Origin of the sequence: Neobacillus cucumis, assembly GCF_002860255.1 — a bacterium.
In the GTDB taxonomy this organism is placed as follows: Bacteria; Bacillota; Bacilli; order Bacillales; family Cytobacillaceae; genus Neobacillus; species Neobacillus cucumis_A.
Window position 1 is genome coordinate 38,258 of record NZ_PGVE01000044.1, and the last position, 22,911, is coordinate 61,168.

General features: G+C 40.0%; 22 protein-coding genes. 7 read left to right on the forward strand and 15 right to left on the reverse strand.

All coding sequences use genetic code 11. The features are described from left to right. Positions 1–105 precede the first annotated feature (105 nt). A complete protein-coding gene (locus CVD27_RS12185; RefSeq protein WP_101648183.1) occupies positions 106–717 on the forward strand; it encodes a trimeric intracellular cation channel family protein in 612 nt (203 codons plus the stop codon). Here the strand turns inward: CVD27_RS12185 and CVD27_RS28725 are convergent. Further along, complete coding sequence (locus CVD27_RS28725) at positions 698–892, reverse strand: hypothetical protein (RefSeq protein WP_257984345.1); 195 nt, start codon at positions 890–892, stop codon at positions 698–700. The two genes, CVD27_RS12185 and CVD27_RS28725, sit on opposite strands and share 20 nt — an antisense overlap. Positions 893–1,110: 218 nt before the next feature. Between CVD27_RS28725 and CVD27_RS12195 the strand changes: the two genes are divergently transcribed. Then, positions 1,111–2,652, forward strand: coding sequence for a vanadium-dependent haloperoxidase (locus CVD27_RS12195; protein ID WP_101648184.1), 1,542 nt, complete (start codon positions 1,111–1,113; stop codon positions 2,650–2,652). A 117-nt stretch (positions 2,653–2,769) separates the two neighbouring features. Here CVD27_RS12195 and bglA read toward each other — a convergent pair whose 3' ends face one another. Further along, positions 2,770–4,209 (reverse strand): 6-phospho-beta-glucosidase BglA, encoded by a 1,440-nt coding sequence (bglA, locus tag CVD27_RS12200; protein WP_101648185.1) that lies wholly within the window; start codon positions 4,207–4,209, stop codon positions 2,770–2,772. Between the two features lie 174 nt (positions 4,210–4,383). Here bglA and CVD27_RS12205 point away from each other — a divergent pair, with 174 nt between their 5' ends. From CVD27_RS12205 to CVD27_RS12220, 4 genes are all read left to right on the forward strand, one after another. Continuing rightward, positions 4,384–5,094: a GntR family transcriptional regulator gene (locus tag CVD27_RS12205; protein WP_101648186.1), complete on the forward strand. Its 711-nt coding sequence runs from the start codon at positions 4,384–4,386 to the stop codon at positions 5,092–5,094. A 395-nt stretch (positions 5,095–5,489) separates the two neighbouring features. Then, positions 5,490–6,155 (forward strand): hypothetical protein, encoded by a 666-nt coding sequence (locus tag CVD27_RS12210; RefSeq protein WP_101648187.1) that lies wholly within the window; start codon positions 5,490–5,492, stop codon positions 6,153–6,155. Between the two features lie 50 nt (positions 6,156–6,205). Continuing rightward, complete coding sequence (locus CVD27_RS12215) at positions 6,206–7,729, forward strand: glycine betaine uptake BCCT transporter (RefSeq protein WP_101648188.1); 1,524 nt, start codon at positions 6,206–6,208, stop codon at positions 7,727–7,729. 247 nt (positions 7,730–7,976) lie between these two features. Next, the gene (locus CVD27_RS12220; protein ID WP_101648189.1) at positions 7,977–8,660 is read left to right on the forward strand and encodes a 5' nucleotidase, NT5C type; all 684 of its coding nucleotides are present in this window, start codon (positions 7,977–7,979) and stop codon (positions 8,658–8,660) included. A gap of 67 nt (positions 8,661–8,727) precedes the next feature. On the opposite strand, the gene CVD27_RS29075 is transcribed toward CVD27_RS12220, so the two are convergent. The 4 genes from CVD27_RS29075 to CVD27_RS12240 all read right to left on the reverse strand — a co-directional run bounded on the left by CVD27_RS29075 (position 8,728) and on the right by CVD27_RS12240 (position 11,195). Then, positions 8,728–9,267 carry a CBO0543 family protein gene (locus CVD27_RS29075; RefSeq protein WP_101648190.1) on the reverse strand — a complete coding sequence of 180 codons (540 nt, stop codon included), beginning with the start codon at positions 9,265–9,267 and terminating at the stop codon, positions 8,728–8,730. A gap of 133 nt (positions 9,268–9,400) precedes the next feature. Further along, a complete protein-coding gene (locus CVD27_RS12230; RefSeq protein WP_101648191.1) occupies positions 9,401–9,937 on the reverse strand; it encodes a ferric reductase-like transmembrane domain-containing protein in 537 nt (178 codons plus the stop codon). A 1-nt stretch (position 9,938) separates the two neighbouring features. Continuing rightward, entirely contained in the window at positions 9,939–10,817 is an 879-nt protein-coding gene (locus CVD27_RS12235; RefSeq protein ID WP_101648192.1) for an FAD:protein FMN transferase, read from the reverse strand. A gap of 57 nt (positions 10,818–10,874) precedes the next feature. Next, the gene (locus CVD27_RS12240; RefSeq protein ID WP_101648193.1) at positions 10,875–11,195 is read right to left on the reverse strand and encodes a hypothetical protein; all 321 of its coding nucleotides are present in this window, start codon (positions 11,193–11,195) and stop codon (positions 10,875–10,877) included. Positions 11,196–11,415: 220 nt separating this feature from the next. Here CVD27_RS12240 and CVD27_RS12245 point away from each other — a divergent pair, with 220 nt between their 5' ends. After that, on the forward strand, positions 11,416–12,228 hold the full coding sequence (locus CVD27_RS12245; protein ID WP_101648194.1) for an alpha/beta fold hydrolase: 813 nt from the start codon (positions 11,416–11,418) through the stop codon (positions 12,226–12,228). Between the two features lie 45 nt (positions 12,229–12,273). Here the strand turns inward: CVD27_RS12245 and CVD27_RS12250 are convergent, their stop codons facing one another. The 9 genes from CVD27_RS12250 to CVD27_RS12290 all read right to left on the reverse strand — a co-directional run bounded on the left by CVD27_RS12250 (position 12,274) and on the right by CVD27_RS12290 (position 22,732). Beyond that, entirely contained in the window at positions 12,274–12,918 is a 645-nt protein-coding gene (locus tag CVD27_RS12250) for a YesL family protein (RefSeq protein ID WP_101648195.1), read from the reverse strand. 15 nt (positions 12,919–12,933) lie between these two features. Then, the gene (locus CVD27_RS12255) at positions 12,934–14,355 is read right to left on the reverse strand and encodes a glycoside hydrolase family 32 protein (RefSeq protein WP_101648196.1); all 1,422 of its coding nucleotides are present in this window, start codon (positions 14,353–14,355) and stop codon (positions 12,934–12,936) included. Then, positions 14,348–15,337 (reverse strand): carbohydrate kinase family protein, encoded by a 990-nt coding sequence (locus CVD27_RS12260; protein ID WP_101648197.1) that lies wholly within the window; start codon positions 15,335–15,337, stop codon positions 14,348–14,350. The genes CVD27_RS12255 and CVD27_RS12260 overlap by 8 nt, the downstream gene beginning before the upstream one ends. Next, complete coding sequence (locus tag CVD27_RS12265; protein ID WP_101648198.1) at positions 15,334–16,179, reverse strand: carbohydrate ABC transporter permease; 846 nt, start codon at positions 16,177–16,179, stop codon at positions 15,334–15,336. Before CVD27_RS12265 ends, CVD27_RS12260 begins: the two co-directional genes overlap by 4 nt. 15 nt (positions 16,180–16,194) lie before the next feature. Continuing rightward, positions 16,195–17,118, reverse strand: a complete 924-nt coding sequence (locus CVD27_RS12270; RefSeq protein ID WP_257984346.1) for a carbohydrate ABC transporter permease — start codon at positions 17,116–17,118, stop codon at positions 16,195–16,197. Between the two features lie 60 nt (positions 17,119–17,178). Further along, a complete protein-coding gene (locus CVD27_RS12275) occupies positions 17,179–18,450 on the reverse strand; it encodes an ABC transporter substrate-binding protein (protein WP_101648199.1) in 1,272 nt (423 codons plus the stop codon). A gap of 153 nt (positions 18,451–18,603) precedes the next feature. Further along, positions 18,604–19,740, reverse strand: a complete 1,137-nt coding sequence (locus tag CVD27_RS12280; protein ID WP_101648200.1) for a response regulator transcription factor — start codon at positions 19,738–19,740, stop codon at positions 18,604–18,606. Then, entirely contained in the window at positions 19,730–21,478 is a 1,749-nt protein-coding gene (locus CVD27_RS12285; protein WP_101648201.1) for a cache domain-containing sensor histidine kinase, read from the reverse strand. Before CVD27_RS12285 ends, CVD27_RS12280 begins: the two co-directional genes overlap by 11 nt. 15 nt (positions 21,479–21,493) lie before the next feature. Next, positions 21,494–22,732, reverse strand: a complete 1,239-nt coding sequence (locus CVD27_RS12290; RefSeq protein ID WP_101648202.1) for an ABC transporter substrate-binding protein — start codon at positions 22,730–22,732, stop codon at positions 21,494–21,496. Positions 22,733–22,911 lie beyond the last annotated feature (179 nt).

The window sequence follows — 22,911 nt, forward strand, 5'->3', positions numbered from 1 at the left end:
CTCATGAGATGTTACCTTGTCGTGGAGTTTTTTTGTGTGAAAATTATTCCACGGTCGCATTTTTCACTTAAATATTGTCTTATTATATCAGGGGGTTTTGGAGGAATGTCTTGGGTCGTCTTACATTTTATCGGAATTATTTCTTATGCAGCAAGCGGAGCATTTGTTGCACTTGAAGCAGAATATTCCTTTATTGGGGTGTATGCATTAGGATTAACCACTGCCTTTGGGGGCGCGTTGGTTCGAAATTTGATTATCGGTGTCCCTGTCTCTGAACTGTGGGACCATACCATTATTTTAACGGTTTTAGTAACGCTGACATTCATTGTCTTATTACCGCTAAAGTGGATTAATCATTGGAAACGGTGGAGTTTATTTTTTGATTCGATTGGACTTGCCTCCTTCGCTCTTCAAGGAGCCATGTCGGCAAAAGAGGTTTTTTCCGATGATTTGGGGGTAATGATATTGGCCTCGATGTTTACCGGCGTGGGCGGAGGAATGATTCGTGACATCATAGCTGCCCGAAAACCGCTTGCTTTAAAAGAAGAAATTCATGCCATTTTAACGATTCTATGTGCTTTTTGTATATGGCTGGGTTGGAGCACCCCGATTCAGTTGACTCTTATAATCCTTGTTGTGATAGCTTTACGCATGTCTGCTATTCGCTATCAGTGGCGGCTGCACCTGCCCTGCCATCTTAAGAAGGGGGATCAGTAATAAAAACGTGGGGACGGTTCTTTTGCTTCCGGATGGATTCTCCGGAGCAGAAGAAATGTTTAATTAGAATAGAATACATTTCTTCTACTTCTTTGGCCTGACGTTCTTCGAATTCCGGTGTAGATGGCCACTCTGGGATTTGATAATCAATAAGATCTTCAATTTCGTATGGCATAAGGTGTCCAGATATCAATGTGTTTTCTGTAAAGTGAATTAATGTAATAATTTTTTCAAAAAACTATATGTTATAGTTTTATCTTATCCTATGATTCAGACCAAGTAATTGAGTAAAGTACACTATAAAATATTTGTTTATACTATAGTATGTTTATCCTTCCCTATGGTTCTTTTCTACATAGACTATATAGAATACATAGTGAAAGGAGTGAGACTATGTTTTTTAAGAATGATTGTTTAATAGAGCTTCTATCACCTTATTTAAGAAGCCTAAAGGCTTTTAAGATTCGTAAGCTCGCAGCATTATTTTATAAAAAACTGCCATTATTACATCATCCCTGTAATAAAGATGAAGAACGTTATTTAAATAAAGTCGCTAGTTATTCAAAAGCGCTGCCACACAATAACCTTGGCGAAGTAAATCTGGATGCTTATAACAAATATTTAAAGGCATTAAAGACAGGTATACCCCATGATTTTGAAAAAATTCCGCTTAGTGGTCTTAGAAAGCTCGTTAATCCCCAAGCCGCTTATGCTTTTGAATTAGTCGGACCTGATAGTCACCAATTGATCATCCCGCCGCCTCCGTCCTTTGACAGTGCTGAAATGGCAAGTGAAATGGTGGAGCTATTCTGGCAGGCACTTACACGTGATGTTCCTTTCAATGAATATGATACCAACGATCTTACAATAACTGCAGCAAAGGAACTTTCTGCCTTAATTGATTTCCGAGGGCCAAAAATTGGCGGAAAAGTTACCCCCGAGACACTTTTCCGAGAAAATCTCCCTGGAGCCTTGGCAGGGCCCTATATTTCACAATTCCTTTGGAAGGACATCCCTTATGTAGGGACAAAGATTACCCAACGCTATCAGACAACCTTACCCAAAGATGACCATTTAACCTCTTACGAAGCTTGGCTGGCTGTTCAGAATGGCTTAATGCCAACCACACCTTGCCCCAATAAATTAGATCCAATACCTCGATATATTCGAAATGGTCGAGACCTATGCCGGTATGTTTACAATGATTGGTCTGTTGAAGATGGGTTAACCCCTTGTTTAATTCTGCTAAGTTTTGGCAGTGAAGCATGGGATTCGAATAATCCTTATCTCCGCTCTAATACACAGGTTGGCTTTAGCACCTTTGGAGCACCTCATGTTTTGGATTTCGTCACAAGAGCAGCACGTTCAGCATTAGAAGCAGCCTGGTTTCAAAAGTGGCTTGTCCACCGGCGTATTCGTCCGGAAGAGTTTGGCGGGCAAATTGAGAATGTATTGGCTAATAACGCTAATTATCCCATTCATCCACAAGTTTTAAAATCAGATGCACTTGCTTTAACTTACGATATATACAAATCCTACCTCTTGCCACAGGCCTATGCAGAAGGCTGTCCCGCACATCCTTCCTATCCAGCCGGCCATGCGGCTTTTATCGGGGCAATAGTGACAATACTGAAGGCATTCTTTAACGAATCCTTTAAAATTCCAAATCCTGTTGTAGCAAGCAGCGATGGGTTGTCCTTGGAATGTTATACGGGGCCTGATCTAACTGTTGGCGGGGAATTGAATAAACTTGCTTATAATATTGCCCTAGGACGGGACGCTGCTGGTGTTCACTTCCGAAGTGACGGTATTACTGGTTTACACCTCGGAGAAGCTGTGGCTATTGGTATCTTGCGAGATTACAACGCCACTTATAATGAGCAATTCAAGGGTTTCTGCTTTACAAAATTTGATGGTACACCGATAACAATCTGATGTTTAATATATAAAAAGCCGATATTTTTTCTGTAAAATATCGGCTTTTGTATTTAAATCCCACTTACCTTTATATTTCTTTTATTCAGATTTTCGTCCACCACTTAAGGTAGTCAATTATAACTCTTCGCCATTCGTTTGAATGACGTTTTGATACCAATAGAAGGAATCTTTCTTGTATCGCTTCATGGATCCGTTTCCTTCATTATCACGATCCACATAAATCATGCCGTAGCGTTTTTTCATTTCACCTGTAGTGAATGAAACGATATCGATGATTCCCCAAGGCGTATAGCCAATTAAATCCACACCATCGTAATTCACTGCTTTTTCTAGTGCTTCAATATGAGATTTTAAATAGTTGATTCTTTGCGGATCATGGATGGAGCCATCCTCTTCCACCGTATCGATCGCACCAAATCCATTTTCGACGATAAATAATGGGATTTGATATCGGTCATAAAAGCGATTTAAGGTATATCTCAATCCTGTTGGATCGATCGCCCATCCCCAATCACTTGCTTTAATGTACGGATTTTCTACACCATTAGGTAAGCCGCCATTGACGATATCCCCAAGATTATCCTTCACTACATCACTTTTCACCGTTGTGGACATATAATAGCTGAAGCCTAGATAATCAACTGTACCATTTCTTAAGACTTCTTCGTCGCCATCTTCAAACTTCAGATGATATCCTTCTCGTTCAAATTCTTTCAATGCGTAGCTTGGGTAAAACCCTCTAACTTGTACATCAGGGAAGAAGTAGCGCTGTCTCATTTCTTCTTCCGCTAGCATGACATCTTCTGGATTACATGAATAAGGATAAATCGGTACATGGGAAACCATTGCCCCAATTTGGAACTCTGGGTTTATTTCTTTTCCTTTTGCTACCGCTAATGCGCTTGCCACGAGTTCATTATGCGCCGTTTGATACAAGACTTCCTTAGGGTTTTCGTTTTCTCCCAACGTTACACCCGAGTTTGTCCACAAGAATAACGGATTGTTTGTATCCATTTGGTTATTGATTTCGTTAAATGTCATCCAGTATTTCACTTTATTTTTATATCGATTGAAGCACGCTTCGGCGAATTTTACAAAATAGTCTACTACTTTTCTATTTCTAAATCCGCCATATTCTCTTGCTAGATAGAGCGGCATTTCAAAGTGTGATAAGGTAATCACCGGTTCAATCCCGTATTTCAGTAATTCATCAAATACATCATCATAGAATTGTAAGCCTGCTTCGTTTGGTTCAGCTTCATCCCCTTTTGGAAAAATTCTGCTCCAACCGATCGATGTCCTTAAGCATTTTAATCCCATTTCAGCAAATAGAGCGATATCTTCTTTATATTGATGATAAAAATCAATCGCCTCATGGTTTGGGTAGAATTCATTCTCTTCGATGGTTTCAGTAATTTTTCTTGGTACGCCATGGGCACCTGCTGTCATGACATCTACGACACTTGGTCCCTTGCCGCCTTGATTCCATCCACCTTCGAATTGATGAGCAGCTAAAGCTCCTCCCCATAGGAAATCTTTTGGAAGTTTTTTCATGTTTATTTCCTCCTTAGTTGTTATACGCTACTCAATGTTTATGTGTACATTATAATTGTACCGGTATAATTTATCAAGAACCTAATAAAACAACTTTGAGTAGATAATATTTTTAGTAGGTTTATGCTATAATGCTACTATTGAATAAAGTAAATAAACTAATGAGGAATGACTATGCTAAAGTACCAGCAAATCGCCCTAGAAATAGAAAAACACATTGAGGAGAATGAGCTTCAACAAGGAGATAAACTGCCTGTATTGGAAACATTAATGGCTCAATTTAATGTGAGTAAAAGTACAATTACGAAATCTTTAGATCTGTTAGAGAAAAAAGGAGTAGTGTTTCAAGTCAGAGGCAGTGGAATTTTTGTTAGAAGGCATAAAAGAAGAGGATATGTCAGCCTGCTTTCTAATCAAGGATTTAAAAAGGATCTTAAGGATTTTCATGTAACTTCAAAAGTAATTGAAATGGACGTAAGAAAGCCGACACAAGAAGCGGCGGATAATTTAAACATTGGACTTCATGACGATGTTTATTTTATAAAAAGAGTTCGGTATGTTAACGGACAAACTTTATGCTTAGAAGAATCCTTTTATAATAAATCGATCATTACCTATTTAAATAACGAAATTGTGTCTGAATCCATATTTCATTACATTAAGGAAGCCCTTGGCTTAAAGGTCGGTTTTTCCGATATGTACCTTCATGTAGATAAGTTAAATCAGGAAGAAGCGGCGTATTTAGGATTAAAAGAAGGGGCACCTAAGCTCACGGTCGAAACCATTTTCCATTTAACCAATGGACAACCCTTTGACTTTTCAAAAGTCACCTATAATTATGAACAATCGCAATTCTTCATACAGGCGAATAATGAGTTATTATAAGCTTTAACATAGCCATTTTTGTTGTCAGTTCCTGCCGTAAACGTTAGTATTTAACATCCATTGTCTCCTATGTGGCTCTGCCGGAACAACTAAAAGGACAGAGAAGGAACATATTATTTTCTTCTCTCCAATCCGGCGGGCTTCCTGCATTAATATTGGGAGCACTTCCCCTGTTCCTTATGTTGCAAGGTTCTCCTCGATTTATTTTAGAATTACTTTCTTCAGATAAAGATCATCCTATTATTTATCATCCTCTATCCTCCATACACGAAACATAGCTTTAATTCAAACTTCATGTTTTTCTAGAAAAAAGGCATCCTAAAGAAGAAAGCGATGCATCCAAATCCCAGTTGTTATGAATTTGACTCCATCTATGATTGAAGGGAGATTTAGTTGTGAAACTGTATCAAGTAAGAAAAGGACAGTTGGTTTACTATAACAATGAGTTACACAAGATATATGGAGTAAAACCAATGTATAAGCTATCCGTTCATCTTATAAGGCTGAGGGATTTAACACAGCATATAACAAATGCAGCGAGTGTGGAAAAATACATACCAAGGGAAAATGACAGCTTTATTTATAATCATAAGGTTTATACGCTTAGGAATAATCAAAAACCTGTAGCGGGAGATTTGATTTTCATTAACAATCCGGCCCCCGATACCCTGGACCACTATTCCTTAAATGAAATTGAAGTGGTTGAAAAGGTTGATAACAAAGGGGTCATTACAAGCGATTTGGATGGGATCAAACATTCCGAATATTTACTGATGGTACCTGGCCGTGCTCCTGACAGTCATCCTATCGATTATAAAGACATGGTAAATATGGAAGAAAACTTTGATGACGCTGGCTCGCAAATTATTCATCCATACGGCGAGATATCCACGCAGTTGGGGGACATTTATAAAAAGAAGGATAATGATGTGTTAATCGAAGCTATGGTGGTTGCGATCAAGGGGCAAACTATTTATCTTGGAGGCGGTATAGAGGTGCCGCATGAAGAGTTGATGGATACGGATAAATGGGAATTTCAATACAATCCCTTTAATAACTGACAGCGCTAAATCTATATTGTTATGTACTCTTCAAGTGCCAGGAGGTTTCCATGGATAAGTTTAAAGAAAATAGTGTTTTTATTATCTCTCTATTGCTGACCCTTATTTTTATTATCTGGGGAGTTTTTTTTACAAGTAATCTTACCAAAGTCACCAACGCCGTTTATAATGGCTCCATTGATTACCTTGGTTGGGTTTATCTTGGTACGACTCTATTCTTCGTCATCTTTTCTGTCTACTTGTTGTTCTCAAAGTACGGAAATATCCGACTCGGCAGAAGTACGGACAGGCCAGATTTCTCTACCGCGTCCTGGCTGGCAATGCTGTTTGGTGCTGGTATGGGTGTCGGGATTGTGTACTGGAGTGTCGCCGAACCAGTAACCCATTATACAGCCCCTCCGTACGGAAAAGCTTATACCATTGATGCAGCCAACACCGCAATGAAATATACATTTTTCCATTGGGGCCTGCACCCATGGGCAATCTACACTGTCATAGGGTTAGCCCTTGCTTTTTTTCAATATAATAAACGGCTTCCTGCAGCGATCAGTTCAGCGTTCCATCCCATTTTGGGCGACAGGATTTACGGACCGATTGGCAAAACGATCGATATCCTGTCCATCTTTGCAACAGTCTTTGGTATTGCAACCTCTTTGGGGCTTGGGGCCATGCAGGTTACTGCAGGTATGCATGATATATTCGGCATCCCAAATACGTTATTTATCCAGCTAATTGTTATTTTAGTTGCAACAGTCCTTTTTATTATTTCCCTTAATACGGGCTTAGAAAGAGGAATAAAGTACTTATCCAACGCTGCAATCATCTTTTCGGTGGCACTCATCGTACTGATTCTGATTGTCGGTCCAGCGTTAACAGTTATTAAAGTGTTTTTCAATACAACGGGACTTTATCTAAGTGACTTTTTACAAATGAGTTTACGGTTAAGCCCTTTTGGAAAGGGTGAGAAATGGATTGCTTCCTGGACCTTGTTTTACTGGGCTTGGTGGATTGCCTGGGCGCCATTCGTCGGCATGTTCATTGCCCGGGTTTCAAGAGGGAGGACCATAAAGGAGTTTGTGGTTGGTGTATTGATTGTTCCCACACTTGGAACCTGTCTTTGGATGTCCGTGTTTGGCGGTTCAGCACTTGACCTTGTTCAAAATCCTGGAAACCGTGATTTGGCAAAACATATCGCCGAAAATATAAACTTGTCTATATTTATATTCTTCGATCACCTTCCATTTAGCACCTTGTTAAGCATTTTAGGTTTTGCCGTGGTAGCTATTTATTATATAACTGTTGCCGATACTGCGACCTTTGTATTAGGAATGCTAAGTGAAGGCGGAACGTTTAATCCCTCTAACAAAATAAAAATGACATGGGGAATCATCCAATCTGCTTTATCTGCGGTTTTGTTGATAGCCGGCGGTTTGGACGTATTGCAGACTGCTTCCATCGCAGCCGCACTTCCATTTGCCATAATCATGCTAGCCATGTGCTACTCATTATTAACAGGTTTAAAAAAGGAAGCTGTAATACAAAGAGGCAATAAAAGAAGCACTCAACATTATTAGAGTTTATTAAAAAACCTTCCTGATAGGGTCATTGATCTGGAAGGTTTTTGTGTAACAATTTTAGCCTGAAGAACAAAAATTCATGTCTAGCATTTTAACTAAACTTACCCATTCCAAATATATGATAAGTATTCATACCCAAGCGAATTGAAGCATGAGAACCGTCCCCATGATTCCAACATTCCATTGCCTGGCCAGATATCGGAAGGTATAATTGATATTTAGTGAGAATTAAGGAGTATTGCGGATGATGTTTTCGAATCAAAAGTTTTTACAGCAGCAGAATGAAATTTTTCATACGGATTATGTTGCAACGATTGCGTTCGACCTGGATGATGTTTGCAATCAATTTAATCAGCGCTATGCGGAAGTTTTGAATGATACCTTTGGATTATCATTGACCATAGAAGATATTACCGAGTGGGATTTAACAAAAGTCGTTCCGCCTTATATTGGGCCAAAGGTCTATGACTTATTTAAAAAACCGGGTCTATTTCGATACATAGAACCCGCCCCATATGTAGTGGAAGTAATGCAAAGACTAACCGATCGAGGCTTTGATATTATTATCATCAGTGACCCGCCATCGGGGCATGCCTACAGCGATGTAATATTTGGGGATGAGCCTTATTTTGTTCCGGATGATAATAACCACTCTAATCCCTGTGATGACAAAAGGGCTTGGGTGGCAGAACACCTCCCCATGATTCCCAAAAGCAACCTCTTCTTTGGACAACAAAAGTACCGCGTTCGTTTTGATCTACTGATCGATGACAAACCCGACACCTTTGAGTTATTCCAAAAATTCGGTCTCCCGATCCTATTGATGGACAAACCCTATAACCGTCATATCCAAACAGACAACCGCATTACAAACCTACTAGAAGCAGAAGAAAAAATCTATGAGCTTTTACTTTATGCACCCGTCTGAAGCAAGGGGACGGTTCTCTTGCTTCCATTCATGGGCGCGTAAGCACGAGAACCGTCCCCATGCTTCACTATCTAAATGTTGTAACCGGAATGTGAAAATATAGTATTAAAAAAGCAGTACAAACAAAGCAGAGTACCCATGCCCAAAGGGGTCTCGTTTGATGGAGACGTAAACCAATAAACAGAAAGATCCATACGATACAGGACCATCCAAAACCCCACCCGTGATGATAGGATATAAGTTTTGCAAACATGAAAAGAGATTCCAGCATCACCTCAATAATCACCCAGACAGCTATATAAACGAACTGCTTAAACCAATGCAATTTGTATGGAAACATTGATAGGTAAAGTAAGGTTAGATTAGGGAAGGTTATAAATGCAATTATAAAATCAGCGATCGTATGGTTGGGTACCATCAATGATCCTCGAAAAGTCCATAATGGGTATTCGTACATAAGCACAGAAATGAAAAAGTCCACACTTACGATGAAGAGAATGCTTGGATAATATTTCTTCCAATTTCTCCAATCAGCGAACTTCCATGTGGCAGTAATGTAGATCAAGGGAAGCGCCATCCTAAAGTAGGAAATAACTGTGTGTAGCATATGTCTCCCCCCCTTTCAAACTTGTTTTCTCCAATTATTAGTATTTATTATTATGAAGGGTTTAAACAAATTGTTTGGTGCCACCATCAAAAAAGGCATAAAAAAATGGCTTGGAGAAAACTCCAAACCATTTTTAAACTGCAGCATTTCCTTCTCTAAGTTTCTTCTTATCAGAAGGCCACATTCCAAACATAAGAATAACTGGTACGACATTAACAACAGCCAAAATGGTCCCTTGGAAATCCGTACCGCTCATCAACCCGTGTACAGTCACTAAGATATACAAAATAGGGTTTAGAGCATGCAATTTCCGCCATCTTTGGTAACCAATTTTTTTCCGGAATTTTGATGTGACAATTGTTAAAATTAAGAAATAAGTAGCAATCGATCCTAATCCCATCGAAATCGTCTCATAGCTGCCGCTAAATGGGATGACTATATCAGACCAACTAAATTTCATATAGACATCAATTAATAAAATTCCTAAGTGACCGGCAGTCATAATTAATGACCAGTCTGATAATACTTCATGAAAATGAAGGAGATGATTAACTTTCTTTTTCCTTTTCTTCTGTACTGCAGAGTACAGTCCAGTTAGAACTGCCATATATAATAAAAGATATGCGACCACCCCGGTTGCCCGGATGGCGTACCATTCAAGAGATTCCATACTATTCACCGCCTCTCCAAATTTCTTTTGTCTTGTTAATGATAACTGCTTTATTGTCCTTACTTAATATCAAGGATTTTCCAGCCTCTTCTCCCAATAAAAGAGTGACCTTTGCTAATACATCCGCTTCTAACGCAGTGGGTGCCGTAACCGTTGCAGATACAATCGTGCTCGCAGATGGTTCACCAGATCTGGCATCAATCAGGTGATGCTTATTTTTTCCTTCCACTGTCCACCTTCTCTTCATCGAAGTGGAAGTGGCTACTGCTCCATCAGAAACCTGGATGGAAGAAAGCATATTGGTCGGCTCGAATGGATCTTCAATGCCAATATTTAAAGGCCTCGGCAATTTCCCCAAAACTCGAATATCTCCACCGACGTTGATAAAACCAAATCCATAGGATGATAATAGCTCAGCTGTACGGTCAATCACCCAGCCCTTAGCGACCCCGCCTAAATCAATACGAGTGTGTAAGATAACCGTCTGTTTCTCCTCATTTAATTGATAAGGCAGAATCGTTGTAACCTCTGGGGCTAAAAGGGAAGTGGCTGCCACTTCCCGCCCTTTTATAAACTCAATAGATCTGGTATAGCCGCTGTTTTCAATCGCAGATAAAATCCCAGGATTAAAAACTCCATTGGTTTCTTCATAAAATCTCAGTGCGTCCTTTAGAATACTAAACAGTTGGTCGGAAACTTCAACTTCTTTTCCAACTTGTTGATTTAATCGAGATAACTCACTGTCATCTTTAAACCGGCTGCAGGTGTCTTCTACTGATGCAAATAATTTATATACTGGCATAAGATCATTTGCAAACAGTTCTTTATTTATTGATAGTTGCACGATTGTGCTCATTGAATTGAAATTATACTTATACATGAACCGATTCCTCCTGTAGTGATTTAAGTTTCCATGTTAGCTGATTCACAGAACGAATCAGGTTCCCCCAGTAGTTGTGTCAAAACCTCCATGTTGACTCGGAAACGAACTGTCTTCTGAAACAGATTGATCACTAGATTGTTGAGATTGGTTAGTGTCAGTAGATTGGCTCGGAACCTCATAGGTTACGGATGAATCCTGGTTACTATTGCTCTCTGATTGCTGTGTTGAACTCTGAGGTGTAACCTGTGATTGAGCAACGGTCGTTGTATTGCTTGTTGGATCTTTTTTTGTAAATCCCATGTATGACATCATTCCTGCAAAAAGAGCAAGACTGGCAAAGCTAACTCCCCAAGAGGTAAATTTCTTCTTTTCCATCGGAAGGACTCCTTTCAAATTTTAAATATGTTCTTCAAGTCCATGTCTGCATTATGCACCCCCAACCTTAATTAAAACTTAAGAAGCATGGGGACGGTTCTCGTGCTTCTATCATGGGCATGAGAACCGTCCCCATGCTTCCCCATGCTTCAATTTTTGTTCATTAACTTCATATTTAGGAATATAGTTCTAAGGAATACTCAAATGATGGGGGGTTATTATGGGATACTATGTTCAAGTGGATGCAGGCGTGTCCATTTATGTAGAAGACGTGAATCCAGGAAGCGACAAGACCATCTTGTTTCTTCATGGGTGGCCCGCCAACCATCAGATGTTTGAATACCAGTTCAATCATCTTCCGCAGATGGGGTATCGTTGTATTGGATGGGATCAGAGAGGATTTGGGAAATCGGATAAACCTTGGGGTGGATATGACTATGACCGGTTGGCAGATGATCTTCGGGCTGTCATCGAGGCACTGCACTTACAAAATATCACTTTGGCAGGTCACTCAACCGGAGGAGCCATTGCCATCAGATATATGGCCCGCCACGGGGGCTATGGTGTTTCCAAGCTTGCTCTGATTGCCGCTGCCGCTCCAAGTTTAATCGAGCGTTCCTATTTCCCTTACGGTCTTAAAAAGGAAGAAGTACTAACCATTATTAAAGGAACCTACAATGACCGGCCAAACATGCTGCGTGGATTTGGAGACATGTTTCTCTTCCAACATGTCACGCAAGCCTTCTCCGATTGGTTTTTCCAACTGGGACTACAGGCAGCAAGCTGGTCAACCGCAGCTATTGCAAACACCTGGTTGAACGAGGAAAAACTTTTTTATGATTTAGGAAAAATTAACGTCCCAACACTCATTCTTCATGGTGTTCATGATCAAGTTTGCCGGTTTCCTTTAGCCGAAGCACAAAGACAAGGAATCAAAAACTCGAAGCTTGTACCATTTCAAAACAGCGGTCACGGACTCTTCTGGGAAGAACGCTATAAAGTAAATACAGAATTAGCCCATTTTATTGGATAAAATGAGCTAATGAAATGACCGATTTCAGAAACAAAGGGACGGTTCTCATGCTTCCGAAGCATGAGAACCGTCCCTGTGCTTTTGCAATTGTATTTTCGGCAGTCTTCCCACCCTATCAAAGGCGATCATCGAAAACCGGAACGTTACCATCGAAACAGGAACCACAACGACGAAAATCGTTAACGGGGCATAAAAGAGAATCATCCCCGCTCCAATCCACATCAGGATAATCGCCAAGGCATTCTTCCCATCAATAACAGCGAACGTAAACGCCTGTTTAATCAATTTCAGCCCCTTTGTTTGATCATGCACCATAATGGGAAACAACAAAGCACTAATCAGCAGATACACAATAAGAGCGACCCCAGTGACACCTATGAGCACCACTTTCACGATACTTGGAACTTGCAAGAAAAAGTAAACATCCAACAAAAGCAGCAGCCCAAAGAAAATCCATAAAGTTCCCACCATAAACCCTTGTTTAAAAAATAACCGATATTCATGGATAAAACTCCGAATGACGCTTTCATCCTTATACACATGCCACTTTCTAATGACGCCATACATTGCGGCAGTTGAAGGCCCAATCGTCAATACAGGCATCGAACAGATCACCCATAAGAAATTGAGAATGACGATGTTCGTCACAGTTTTCAAGAATACAGAGGTCTTTCCTTCCCAAGGATTCATGGTAAACACCCTTTCTTATTTCCAAGTAGATTCAAGATGACGTAACTCGACATTTTCTAAAACCAATTCCCCATCCAAAGCTCTGAACTCTAAAGTGAATTCGGACGCCAGTGGAAAGAATAACTCTGTCATTACATTACTGCCCTGATTGACAAACAGCTCAATGGAGGTTTTATCGAGAATCAATGTAAAATCACTGAACTCTGCCAACGGCATCCGGTCCATGCTAGCAAAATGCTCAGAAAATGATACCTGACCACTCTCCTTGCGGTCAATCCGAACTTCTTTTCTCTTTCGATCAAAAACAATCTCCAGCCGTTCCTGCTCTCCTCTAAAACTAATCAAAAACTCGGAAGCCGTACTATCCATGACATTTGCTTGGGCAAATAATTGGCGGTGATCCAATTTCACTCGATAAGTTTCACTAGACTTTAGAGCGATCGTTTCATTAGATACAACCACTTCCTTATATAACGAAGAAAGATCAATAGGAGTCTGTAACAAGGTAAACTCCCCATTAATCCTGCTCAGCCCTAACTTCCTCGGTATCGACATCGCACTTCTAAATGGCTCGGAAGGAACCTGATTGGCATATTGCCAATTACTCATCCACCCAATCCAGGTAGGTTCAGGAAGATTACTCCAAGTAACAGCTGCATAAAAATCACGGCCAAAATCTGCCCACTTCACGACATCCGCTGAATCATCACAAACAAACTCCAAACCATCGAATTCTCCAACAAAATATTGGACGACAGAACCACCATTCGGCCCGCCTGGATTAATACTGACAATCAGAACCCATTTCTTTTGGTCCTCCCCTTCAACCGACAACTGAATCAAGTCCGGGCACTCCCATACTCCCCCATGGGCACCGTATTCACTTCCAAATGCCGATAGAAGCTCCCAATCAATCAGATTGGGTGACCCATAAAATCGAATGCAATCACCGCTAGCAAGCGACATCACCCATTTTCCTGACTCCTCATGCCAGAAGACCTTCGGATCGCGGAAATCCTTTTGCCCCGGGTTTGGAATAACCGGATTCCCTTCATATTTAACCCATGTTCTGCCGCAATCATTGGAATAGGCAATACTTTGCTTTTCATTGTCCTCCCCGTGGTGCGTAAAAATGGCCACCATCACATCTTCATCCGACGTCTTTAAGCCGCTTGTGTTCTGCGCGTCAACGACAGCACTTCCTGAAAAAATCTGCCCTAACTCATCTGGATAGAGGGCAATCGGCAGTTCCTCCCAATGCAATAGATCTTTACTTACGGCATGGCCCCAATGCATGGGCCCCCATACCATACTGTAAGGATGATATTGATAAAAGAGATGGTACTCACCCTTGTAATACACCAAGCCATTCGGGTCATTCATCCAGTTTTCTTTTGGACTAAAGTGAAGCTGAGGACGATATTGCTCATTATACATGTTGAACACCTCTAATTATTTTATCTAATTCATCCAAAGTAGGTACGACACTAAAACCGCCCTTTATGGTTGTAGAATGGGAAGCTACTCGGTTGGCAAACTGCAAGGTATCCCTTAAGTCCTGTTTCGTTAATTCACGGATGGGCTTATTCTTAACTAAAAACTGATGCAGCACCGAGGCCATAAAACAATCCCCAGCCCCTGTCGTATCCACAGGCTTTATTGTAAGTCCCTCTTCTTCAAGGACGTGTCCATTACAAACAGCCAACGCTCCTTCTTTTCCCTTTGTCATGAATAACAAAGGAATATGGTGGGTTTCGGCAAGCACTTGAGAAGCCATCAAGGTATCTTCTTCATTGGTAATGAATTGTACTTCTTCATCCGAAATCTTGACGATATCTGCCCACTTTAACCCTTCCACCATCCACCTTTTTGCCTCAGCTTGGTTTTCCCATAATAATGGACGATAATTCGGATCATAGCTGATGATTTTTTGGTTTTCTTTTGCTACTCTCAGCGCTTCTAAGGTAGCTTCTCTCGACGGATTATGAGTCAATGAAAGCGAACCGAAGTGAAACACCTTAGCCTCACGAATCAAGCTCCCATTCACTTCATCCTTGGTTAACAGCTGGTCTGCTCCTGGATTTCGAATAAAATCGAAGGTTCGGTTCTTATTTTCATCCAAAGATACAATCGCAACGGTGGTAGGGGCCACAGCTTCAGTCAACACAGAATCGATATGGATATTTGCACCTTTGACTTGTTTCTTCAGATAAGCTCCAAAAGCATCGTTTCCTACCTTTGAGATATACGCTGTACTGTGGCCCCACTTAGCTAAGCCGGACAATACATTCACCGGGGCTCCCCCTACCTTCGCTTCATAGGAAGGGGCTTCGGATGTATAGTCGTTATGGGGGATCAAATCAATTAATAATTCTCCTAAAGATACAATTTCGCACATTCCGTTTTCCACCGTCATCATCCTTTCACCCCACTAGAAGTGATTCCCTGAACATAATAACGTTGGAAAAATAAGAAAATCAAAATGACAGGAATGGTTGTTAATGTAAGGGCAGCCATGATTTGTCCATATTGGATGTTATTATCCGTAAACAGATACTGAATTCCAATTTGGACCGTTTGAATCGATTGGTCAGTTGCCACAATAAGCGGCCACATGAAGTCACTCCAATGGGTTACAAAGGTTAAAATAGCGGCTGTGGCAAACACAGGTTTCGAATTCGGAACAACAATTTTGATAAAGGTTTGCCAAGGTGTCGCCCCATCGATTTGGGCCGCTTCCTCCAATTCCTTAGGAAAGCCCATGAAAAACTGTCTAAATAGGAAGATATTAAAGGCGCTCGCGATAAACGGAACAATCAGTGCCGGATATTGATTAATCCACCCTAATTTATTGACAACAATATAAAGAGGAATCAATACACTCTCAAATGGCACCACATATAAAGCAATGATAATAAGTAAAACATAATCACTGCCTGGGAACTTTAATTTTACAAGTGCATAAGCGCAGATGGAGTTAACAATGGTACCAAATAGGACAATCATGCCAACCGTAAATAAACTATTTCCCATATAGTGAAAGAAATTAATATTGTCCGAGAATAAGATTTTTGAATAGTTATCAAAAGTCGTTTGTTTAGGGAGAAATGCTTCAAATCCCATATCTTTAAAAATTAATGTTTCAGGCTTAATCGATGCAATAATCATCCAAAGGAGCGGGGAGATAAACAACAACCCAAGCACGATAATACTGATCGTAATCCCCATTTTTCCCAATCGTTTTTTTGTACGGTTTGTCATCACATATCCACCCCTTTATTGTTTTAGTATTTTTTTTAGAATCATAGATGCAACAAGCACCACTAGGAAAAACACGACCGCAATCGCAGACGAATATCCAACATCGCGGAACTGAAAGCCATTTTCATAAAGCATGAAAACTAACGTTTTAGTCGAATCACTAGGACCACCGTTGGTCATCACATACGGCTGGATGAATAAACGAAACGCTTGGATGGTGGTAATAATCAGCACGAATCCAGTCACATGCTGAATCGATGGCAAGGTGACATTTCTAAATTTCTGCCATACATTGGCCCCATCGATTTCTGCCGCTTCGTATAATTCCTCTGGCACATCTTTTAATCCCGCAAGGAAAATCATCATTTGGAATCCGGCAGCCTGCCAGATCGACATAAAGATAATGGAGTTCATTGCTTGGTTCGGGCTTAACAAAAACGGCTGGTTTTTGATCCCGAAAAAATTCAAGGTATGATTGATGAGTCCGTTATCCACGTTGTATAAGAAGGTCCATAAAATCGCAACAACCACCATGGAAGTGACGACTGGGCTAAAGAAAAATACCCGTCCGAGAGAAGCCACCTTCACCTTCTTATTAACCAGAATGGCTAAGAAAAGAGCAACCCCACATTGCAGTGGAACAACAAGAACCGTAAAGTATAACGTATTTTTTAATGCGGTGAAAAAGATTTTATCTTGAAAAAGTCTTATATAATTGTCTAAGCCCGTAAACACTTTTTCATCGGGATTTAACATATTGTAGTTCATAAAGCTATACACAAATGCCAAGATTACTGGCAAGATCAAAAATGTAAACAATAAGGCTAAGGCTGGAAGAGAAAACAACACCCCCAGCACTTTTTGCTGGCGCTTGTAAGTCATATGGCTTTCACGTTTGTACTTGACCGGATTTTCCCCTTTTCTAACGATTGTTTCCATTTTTCACACCACCTTGTATTAGGAAAAAAGGCAATCAAGTGATTGCCTTTTATCTAGTTTTTATTTTTTTCGTGCAATTTCCTTGTCCACTTCTGTCGCTACCTTATCTAGCTCATCCTTTACATTTCCGCCCAAGAAGATGTTTTGGACAGCCTGACCGTATTTAGTTGATAATACAGGGTAGGCAGTCGTTACAGGTCTTGGATGAGCTGTATTTAAGACTTGATCTTTTAAGATGTTAAGCGGCGCTTCGTTCCATTCTGTCATTTCTTCAAAGGAAGACATACGTGCCGCAGGCTTATTATCTGCCTTAGCCAATTTTATCACATTGTCCTTATTCAACATGAAGTTTAGAAGAGTGGCAGCTTCTTTCTTATGCTTGGTATCCTTTGAAATACCCCAGTTCCAGTCACCGGATGGTGATACTTGTTCGCCATTATTGCTCTTTGGATAATAAGTGATGCCCCATTCGGTTTTCGGATAATCTTGTAGCTTTCTCCATTCCCAAGAGCCCATTAACATCATTGCCGCCTTGCCTTCTTCAAATTCAGTTGGTTTAGGCTGTAAGTTGACTAGACCTTCTTTCGTAAACTTTTGGAGATATTTCAATGCTTCCACTGTTTTTGGTCCATTCACATAACCTTCCGCTTTTGAACCGTCTTTTGCGATAAAGCTTCCGCCATTACTCCAAACCGCTGGGCCTGAGAAGTAGATGATCCATTCACCATAATCAAGTGTCCAGTTTACACCATAAATACCCTTCTTTTTATCTGTTAACTTTTTAGCAGCATCATAGAATTGATCCCATGTCCATGCATCTTCCAGCTTGGCAGGAGGCTGGATGCCCGCATCCGCTAACATTTTTTTGTTATAAAATAAGGCAACAGTTGACTCGGTTGCACCAACCGTATATAGCTTTCCATTATAAGTACCTTGAGTAATAATCGACTTGACGAAATCATCTTGATTTTCAACTAAACCGTCAATTGGCTGAATAATGCCAGAGTCTGCATAGTTGGCAACATTCGGGCCATCCATCGCCACTAAATCTGGAAGTGTGTTACTTGTTGCGGCAGCCGAAACCTTATCTTCGTAGGCGTATTTATTACCCCTTGGGATAAAAGTAATGTCCGCTTGGATTTTCCCTTTATACTTCTGATTGAATTCTTTAATAATTTCTTTATAGGCGTCGGATGTGTCTCCCTTTGGATGCCATAGGGTTAATTTGACCACCCCACCGTCACCGCTTGAAGAACTTTCCTTACTGCCGCAAGCGCTTAGAATTCCTAGTAATAAAACAACAGCCATACTAAGTGCTAAAAACTTTTTCACCTAATTTTCCCCCTCTGTCTTGTTTTCACTATAAAGCGTTTCCATGTATTTAGATTAAATCAAATGAACCGCTTTCAAAATGCGGTAATCATCTTATGAATGTTTAAATTTTTACTATTCCAACAAAAAAAGGCCTCTCAAACGTTTGAGAGGTTATTTGAACATTTTTCGATATTCACTTGGTGTTTGATTCATTTTCTTTTTAAAAACCTGACTGAAATACCGTTGATCGGTATAGCCCACCTTCTCCGCGATCTCATACGTCTTTAATTCCAGGTTCTCCAATAACAGGCATGCATAATCCACCCGTACATTGGTCAGATACTCAAGAAAAGTCACTCCTGTTCTTTGCTTAAAAAGGTTGCTAAAATAACTGACACTTAAGCCCACTCGTTCGGCGACTTGCTCAATCCCTAAATCCTGTTCAAAATGACTTTTAATATAGGCGATCGCATCATCCATTAAGTCTGCGGCCGTTTGCTTCGGTTTATACTCCTGTTTAATCAGTTCGTCAGTAATAATCGCATGTTTGGTAAAAGCATCAAACTTAAGCAGCTCCCTCGCATGGTTAACAGACTTTTTAACGTCCAATAGACAATTGACTGGTTCTCCAATAGAAACAATACATTTTTGGGACATCTTGTGGAGGATTTGCTGAGCTAAGTCAACAGCATATTCTTTTAACGAAACATCAGGCCGTGTGACCACAATAATGACCTCTTCCTCTGACATCCTATACACATAGGGCTTCTTCTGTATTTGTTGAACGATCGTCTCCAGGTTTTTTTCAAAGGATTTCAAAGCGATTGCGATATAGGACTGCTCTTTTTCGGGCACTTCAGGGTCTGTTTTTTCCGTTGTTATCAATTCATAGATTAGGAACTTTTCATATTCATATTCATTTTGTTTTTGCTGATTCAGTTTGGCGATGGCACGTTCGATGCATTCTTGTAATTCATCATAATCGATTGGTTTCAGAATATAATCGAGGGCATTATTTTTTATCCCTTCCCTCGCATATTCGAAATCATCATAGCCACTGATTAACAGGGTAATAGGCTTATACGGGATCTGCTGAATCTGTTTTAATAAATCAATACCCGTCATCCCAGGCATGGAGATGTCCGTCAAGACAAGGTCGATCCGTTCCTTTTTTAAAACCTCTAATGCTTCATGCCCATTTTGTGCGGTACCGGCAACCATACAATTCAGTGCTGACCAATCAATGATTTGGGTAAGATTCTTTAAAATCAGTGGCTCATCATCAGCTATTAGTACTTTATACACCATGTTTATCACCTTGAATTGGAAATGATATTCTAATCGTCGTACCGTTGTTTTCACTTGCACAAATCATTAATCCATAGTTTTTGCCGTAATAGAGTTCCAGCCGTTCCTGAACGTTACGGATGCCATGTCCGCCACGTTCCGGTTTTTCGGTATGATTTAAATTCATCAATACTTGTTGATCCATCCCCTTGCCGTTATCCTCAATCCAAAATTGGCCACGACCGTTGGTAACCCTCCCGCTAATTTTGATACGCCCTGTGTGGGTTGGATCAAAGGCATGGATTAAAATATTCTCAACTAAGGGTTGAAGGATCAGTTTTAAAACAGGCTGGTATTCCAATGCCTTTTCAACCTCTACTTCATAAGAAAAACGATTATCATAACGGATTTTTTGTATCTCTAAATAACTCATCACATGGCGTATCTCATCTTTGACCATCACTTCATAACCACCATTGATACTGATACGCAATAATTTGCCTAGATTAATCGTCATTTTACTAATATCCTTTTGACCATTTAAGGAAGCAAGCGCATTGATCGATTCAAGGGTATTATATAAAAAGTGAGGATTGATTTGCTGTTGCAGCACCTTGAATTGTGCTTCCCGCTTCCGTTCCTGTTCCGTTTCCACTTCCCTTAACAACTGTTGGATACGGGTAATCATGTTATTGAACCCCATGGCTATTTTCTCTAATTCTTTGATTTTATAGCGTCTGATCCGGATGCTCAACGTCCCTTTTTCTGCAAGTTTCATATATTTTAATAGCTCCTGAATGAAAAGGGAGATTCGTTTCAAATAGAACATATTAAAAAGACCTGCGATGATCAACGCTACACCAACAATTAATAGAGTCATATTTCGAATATGAGTAATGTCGTTAGAAATATCCTTCCATGGTTTAATCGAAATCATCATAAGAGAAGAGGAACCCGTTCCCGTGTGGAAACTGGAAGGCATATACGTAATTAAGCTTTTCTTCCCTTTCCACTTATCAATCAGATAGCCGCTTTTATTGGATTGAATATCTGAAAAGTGATCAATGGCAAATGGCTTACCCATCAAATTTCGATTCAATGAATAGACGATGGTGCCATTTTGATTGACTAACATCCCAGAGGCGGAACCTTCTTGAACATCTTTAAAAATGGAATCAAACAGGTTCATGTTGACATCTAGAATGACATAACCTAAGTTATTTAGCGTATTAATATCCTTTACCACCCTGCCTAATGTAAAGGAAAACCTGTTATCCTGAGTAAACGGCTGATGTTCAGAAGGCGTCAGCCACACAGCTCCCCCCTTTTCCTTAAGGATTTGCCGGTAAAAAGAGCTTGATCTAAATTCCTGATAGGTTGGGATCTGAGTATCCCGTAAATGGGTCGCGCCCCCGCTTTCCCTATATAAAATAAAATCGGCTATTTGTGAGTTCCCCAACATCATTCCGGCAACGGCCTGCTGCTTGGTATAAAAATCAATCATAGAAGTCTGATCGTTGGTACTTAAATACGATTGAATCTCTCCCGATGAAATGACATAATCCGAGAATGCATCTACCTCGGATACAGAAGCCATAACATTGCGGTCAACAGCCTTTAATGTTTGAACTGTTTGACTGCTGATTTTTTCCTGCAATGCAGCCGATGATATTTTATAAGATACAAATCCTAATATGATGATAGGCAGTAAAATAAATAGTAAAAAGGCGATAATCATTTTTTGTTGAAATCCTAGCATGCAGACACCTATTTTCTATTTTAAATCCTTATATTGATTAAACATGTTTTCGAGGTTGATAAGAAAGGAATCGATATTCTTATCATAATAAAATTGTGCCGAGTACTTCCGGAAGTCAGATTCTGCTGCGGTGCCTCCTGACCAATAATGGTTCGGCCAATTCACTGTCTTACCCTCTAGAATTTTTTGATTCAGCATTCGCAATTGTTCTTTATTCACCGTGACGCCCTTAACTGTGCTAATGGAGCCCTCATAATCTGATAGCCTTTGGGCCACCTCTTTTTTTGTCAAAAAAGCTAAAAACTCCTTTGCTTCCTTTGGATGTTTGGTATCCGAAGAGATCGCAAGTCCTATGTCGACCCCGCCCAAAACTTTGTTTTTTTCAGGTTGATTGGTCGCTGGAAACGGAAAAATCCCATACTGAAAGGAAGGATTATATTTTTCTATTTCTGATAATGCCCATGTGCCCATCACATACATCGTACCTTCTCCATTTGCAAATTTTCGGTTTACAGTAAAATAATCCTCTTGAAAGGAATTGGGCTGTACATATGAAAGGGCTTTGAGAGTCTTATCTGATATTTCCCTCCATACTTGATCTTTCGATAAAGAAAACGAATGTTGTTCCCAATAGGTATTGTTTATTTCATTAGCGACTAGGTTTAAATTAAAAATACTAGTTTTGTTAGCATCTTTATTGGGCATGATCAAAGGTATTTTTCCAGCAGCCTTCAATTTTTCCATCACCGCAATAAACTCATCCCATGTTTTAGGAATCGACAGATGATATTCCCGAAATTGATCTTTATTATAGAGTACACCTACTGCATTCTGCGTTAACGCCACCCCATACATTTTTCCGTTTACTAGATAACGATTTTGAATGGTTGGATTAATATTCTGAATGAAGTCTTCATGGGTCAAATCTAATAAATACCCTTTTTCCGCTCTAATCAGATAATCTTGTTCAATGGGATAGGTAATAAAAATATCCGGGATATCCCCTCTCGCAATTCTTGTTTTTAATACCGTCATTCCTTCAGGTACGACTTCTTGTTTGATGTCAATCGAGGGGTGTTGTTTTTCAAATTCATGAATGAGTTCGTTAAAAACTCTCTCTGTTTCAAATTTTGGTGACAAAAACTCCAGTTGTACCTTCTGTTTCTTGGCTGTTACGGATTTTAACTGGTGACCATCACACGCGGTCAGTATGATAACTAGAATTAAACAGATAAGACGAAAAAGAGACTTCATAGAACCACCTAATTTTTCCCATATGGAATTAGTTTGCAGTAAGTTGGAATCGATTACACAAACCTGATTCTATCATACTATAAAAACTTACCTGAAAAATCTATATTGATCATAAGTTATCATTTACCAATGCCTGAAAAAAACAATAGACAAAAACCCACAAATATGTGGGTTTAACC